Below are 4,733 nucleotides of genomic sequence, written 5' to 3' on the forward strand. Positions count from 1 at the left end.
CACCCACCCCGACTCGACGGAAAGCGGGGGAAGGGGCGCCTCAGCCGCGGAACATGGAGGCGTTGGCCGTCTCGGCGTCCAGGTACTGCTGGGCCGCATGGGTCATGGCGCCGCGGATGGATACGAGGGACTCCTCCACCCGGGTCTGGGTGGCACGCCATTCCGTCAGGATGGTCTGGAAATTGTTGGCGGCCTGGCCGCGCCACGTGTCCTGGAGCTGGCGGAGGTTGGCCTCCATGGCGTTCACCTCCGTCTGGAGGCGGCCGATGGAGGACTCCACGGCCTGGCTCTTGGCCATGAGGTCTTCGGTATCGATCTGGACGAGTGCCATGTTCTCTCCTGGGAGGCTGGGGGCCAGGCCGGAACGGTGATGTCCCGGCTGACCCCACGCTAGGCAGCCACCCACCCGGGTGGGGCCCGTGACTACCCGGATGTGGAGGAGTGGCCGGAACCGGGTGCCTGTGGAGGACGCGGCGGGATGGCCGGTGGGCCCGCAGCGGTGTCCTCCTGGCCTCCGGGTCCGGACTCGTCCGGACTCCCGGCCTCGCCCTGAGCCGAGTCGACCTCGTCCGCGGAGGGGTCCACCCAGGGCATCCGTACCGACATGGTGGCCCCGCCGCCGGGGGTCTGCTCCAGCCGCACGGTGCCGTCGTGCTGGGCCACGATGGCCGCCACGATCGCCAGTCCGAGGCCGGTGCCGCCGGTCTCGCGCTGCCGGGAGGAGTCGGCCCGGTAGAAGCGTTCGAAGACGCGGGAGGCATCCTGCTCGTCGATGCCGGGGCCGTGGTCCCGGATCTCGATCACGGAATCCCGGGATCCGTGCACCTGCCGGCCGTCGGCGTGGACGGATCCGGGGAGCACGTCCACGGTGCCCACCGCGATCTCCAGCGGGCTCCCGGCGGGAGAATACCGCAGCGCGTTGGTCACCAGGTTGGTGACCACCTGACGGATCTTGCCCTCGTCGCCGAGCGTGGGCGCGGCACCGGCACGGCCGCCGTCGAGCCCCTCGAGGCTGATCTCGCGGTCCGGGGCGTTCACGCGGGCGTCCAGGACGGCGTCGTGGGCCAGGAGCATGAGGTCCACCGGCCGGTGCTCGAGCGGGCGCTGCTCGTCCAGGCGCGCGAGCGTGAGGAGGTCCTCCACCAGCTGGCCCATGCGCTTGGCCTCGCCCTCGATCCGCCCCATGGCCGCGCCGATGTCCTCCGGGTCGCTGATCCCGCCGTGGCGGTAGAGCTCCGAGAACCCCCGGATCGTCACCAGTGGGGTGCGCAGCTCGTGGGAGGCGTCCTGGATGAACCGGCGCATCCGCTCCTCGGACTGCTCCTTGGACCGGAAGGCCGTCTCGATGTGGGCGAGCATGGCGTTGAGGGACCGGGACAGGCGGCCGACCTCGGTGTCCGGGGCACCCATCTCCACACGGCGGGAGAGGTCCCCGGCGGCGATCTGCGCGGCGGTCCGCTCCACCCGCAGCAGCGGTTTGAAGGCACGGGTGGTCACGGCGTAGGCGATCAGCGAGGCTCCGGCGGTGGCCAGCAGCCCGATGGTGACCACGAGGGAGGTCACCCGATCCACGGAGTCGTGGACCGGCTCCAGTGGCAGGGCGATGGCCAGTGAGCCCTCACCGGAGGCGAGCCGGTACATCGTCACCCGCCAGCCGCGGGAGGCCTCCGTGGTGCCGGGGACGTCGAAGGCCTTGTTGTCACGGGCCACGACTTCCTCGGCGGACAGCGACGGGACCACCGGACGGTCCTCGTTGGCCCCGGTGAAGGAGGAGTTGGTGGTGGTGTTGCCCGCATTGTCCTGCAGTTCGCCGTAGAAGCGCAGGATGGACTGCGGCGAGGAGAAGTACCCGGTGTCCGTGCCCAGGCTCGTCAGGTAGACCGAGACGTTGTTGCGGTTGGCGTGCAGGTCGTCGTCGATCTGGCGGACGAGCTCCTGCCGGAACAGGGAGGCGGTCAGGGCGGCGGTGACGATCACGGCCAGCAGCATCAGACCGGTGGTCATGACCACCAGCTGCGTCCGCAGGGAGGAGGTCTTCCAGAGCCGGGCGAGCTCGTGGAACGGCCGGAAGCGCCCGGGGCGGTTCACGGTTGCAGGCATGCGTTCAAGGATACGGATCCCCGGGACCAGTCCGGCGCCGGGAGCGCAGGATCAGCGCTTGTCCGCGGACCGCAGCAGGTAGCCGACGCCGCGCTTGGTCTGGATCATGTCCGGCAGGTCGGCGCGGTCGATCTTGCGGCGCAGGTAGGAGATGTAGGACTCCACGATCGAGGCGTCGCCGTTGAAGTCGTACTCCCAGACGTGGTCCAGGATCTGCGACTTGGACAGCACCCGGTTGGGGTTCATCATCAGGTAGCGCAGGAGCTTGAACTCGGTGGGGGAGAGCTCCACCACCTCGCCGGCGCGGCGGACCTCATGGGCGTCGTCATCCAGTTCCAGGTCATCCACGCGCAGGATGGCCTCGTCCCCCTCGGCCGGTGCGGTGCGGCGCAGCACGGCACGGATGCGGGCCACCACCTCGTCCAGGGAGAACGGCTTGGTGACGTAGTCGTCTCCGCCGACGGTCAGACCGGTGACCTTGTCCTCGGTGTCGTCACGGGCGGTGAGGAACAGCACGGGGAAGTGACGGCCGGCGGCGCGGAGCTTGCGGGTCACGGTGAAACCGTCCATGTCCGGCAGCATGACGTCCAGCACGGCCAGGTCCGGCTGCTCCTTCTCCGCGGCGGCCAGCGCGTCGCGTCCGTTGGCGGCCGCGACCACCTCGAATCCGGCGAACCGCAGGGACGTTGAGAGGAGCTCGCGGATGTTCGGCTCGTCATCCACGACCAGGAGCTTGGCTTCGGGTTCCTTTGACTTCATGTCTCCATCGTCCACCCGTTCGCTGGGCGTTCCCTGAATGCCTGCTGGATGCAGCGGCCGGGCCGCCGGCTCAATTCGACGTCAGGTCCCCGGCATCCAGGATCGTGTAGGCGTAGCCCTGCTCGGCCAGGAACCGCTGGCGCTTCTGGGCATACTCCTGATCCAGGGTGTCCCGGGAGACCACGGTGTAGAAGTGGGCTGACTTGCCGTCCTCCTTAGGCCGCAGCAGCCGGCCGAGCCGCTGGGCCTCCTCCTGCCGGGACCCGTAGGATCCGGAGACCTGGACCGCCACGGAGGCCTCGGGCAGGTCGATCGAGAAGTTCGCGACCTTGGACACCACCAGCACGCGGATCCGGCCCTCACGGAAATCGCCGAACAGCCGTTGGCGTTCGGCCACGGAGGTGGCTCCGGTCAGCACCGGCGCCTCCAGCAGCTCGCCCAGCTCGGCCAGCTGGTCCAGGTACTGCCCGATCACCAGCACCTGCTCACCGGAGTGCCGGGCCACCAGGGATCTCACCACCGGGAGCTTGATGTCCGAGGAGGAGCACAGCCGGTACTTGTCCGCGTCCTCGGCCATCGCATAGGCGAGCCGCTCGTCCCGCGGCAGCTCCACGCGGACCTCGACGCACTCGGCCGGCGCGATGTGGCCCTGGGCCTCGATGTCCTTCCACGGGGCGTCGTAGCGCTTGGGCCCGATGAGGGAGAACACCTCGGACTCCCGACCGTCCTCCCGGACCAGGGTGGCCGTGAGCCCGAGCCGGCGCCGGGCCTGCAGGTCCGCCGTCATCCGGAAGATGGGAGCCGGCAGCAAGTGCACCTCGTCGTAGATGATCAGCCCCCAGTCGTGCCCGTTCACCAGCTCCAGATGCGGGTAGAGGCCACCGCGCTTCAAGGTCAGCACCTGGTAGGTCGCAATGGTCACGGGGCGAACCTCCTTGACGGAGCCCGAGTACTCGCCGATCTCCGCCTCCGTCAGGGTGGTGCGCCTCAGCAGCTCCGCCTTCCACTGCCGCGCCGAGACGGTGTTGGTCACCAGGATCAGCGTGGTCGCGTTCGCGGTGGCCATGGCGCCGGCGCCCACCAGGGTCTTGCCCGCACCGCACGGCAGGACCACGACGCCGGATCCGCCGGCCCAGAAGTTCTCCACCGCCAGGCGCTGGTAGGGGCGCAACCGCCATGGCTGCGCGGGAGGGCCGCCGGCCGGGCCGCCGTCGAGCACCTCCCCGGTCTCCGGCACCTCGGTGAGGCCGATGGGGTAGGGGGTGCCGTCCACGTAGCCGGCGAGGTCCTCGGCGGGCCAGCCGAGCTTGAGCAGCTGCTGTTTGAGCTGGCCGCGGCTGGCGGCGTGTACCACCACGGTCTCCCCGTTGATGCGCGGACCGAACATCTCCGCGGTCTTCTTCGCGTGCAGGACCTCCTCGAGCACGGGGTAGTCGTCGGTGCGCATCACGAGGCCGTGCACCGGGTCGTTCTCCAGGCGCAGCCGGCCGTAGCGGGACATGGTGTCGTCGATGCCCAGCAGCAGCGCATGCGGGACCGGGTACCGGGAGTAGGTCAGCAGCACGTCCAGCACCCGCTCCGCGTCCACCCCGGCGGCCCGCGCATTCCACAGGCCCAGGTTGCTGATGCGGTAGGTGTGCACATGCTCCGGGGCGCGCTCCAGCTCGGCGAAGGACGCCAGGGCATGGCGGGCCTCGGTGGCCTGGGGATGGTCCACCTCGAGCAGCACGGTCTGGTCCGACTGGACGATCAACGGGCCATCGGCCACGGGTTCTCCTTTGGTACGGCGGGGACACTCTTCGTCAGGTGCGGCATGGATGGGCGCCAGTGAATCACACGGTGGTGGCCGAGACGATCCGGTGCAGCGGCACCAC

4 protein-coding genes are annotated in these 4,733 nt (G+C 69.8%); all 4 read right to left on the bottom strand.

Translation table 11 applies throughout. The features are described 5' to 3' along the window. Window positions 1-40: 40 nt before the first annotated feature. Window positions 41-331, bottom strand: coding sequence for a WXG100 family type VII secretion target (locus tag RUH65_RS15285; protein ID WP_313818495.1), 291 nt, complete (start codon window positions 329-331; stop codon window positions 41-43). 92 nt (window positions 332-423) lie between these two features. Next, window positions 424-2,100 (bottom strand): HAMP domain-containing sensor histidine kinase, encoded by a 1,677-nt coding sequence (locus RUH65_RS15290; RefSeq protein ID WP_313818496.1) that lies wholly within the window; start codon window positions 2,098-2,100, stop codon window positions 424-426. 51 nt (window positions 2,101-2,151) lie between these two features. After that, entirely contained in the window at window positions 2,152-2,859 is a 708-nt protein-coding gene (locus RUH65_RS15295; protein ID WP_115932984.1) for a response regulator transcription factor, read from the bottom strand. A gap of 70 nt (window positions 2,860-2,929) precedes the next feature. Next, window positions 2,930-4,627, bottom strand: a complete 1,698-nt coding sequence (locus RUH65_RS15300; protein ID WP_313818497.1) for a DNA repair helicase XPB — start codon at window positions 4,625-4,627, stop codon at window positions 2,930-2,932. Between the last annotated feature and the right edge of the window lie 106 nt (window positions 4,628-4,733).

Source organism: Citricoccus sp., assembly GCF_032154715.1.
In the GTDB taxonomy this organism is placed as follows: Bacteria; Actinomycetota; Actinomycetes; order Actinomycetales; family Micrococcaceae; genus Citricoccus.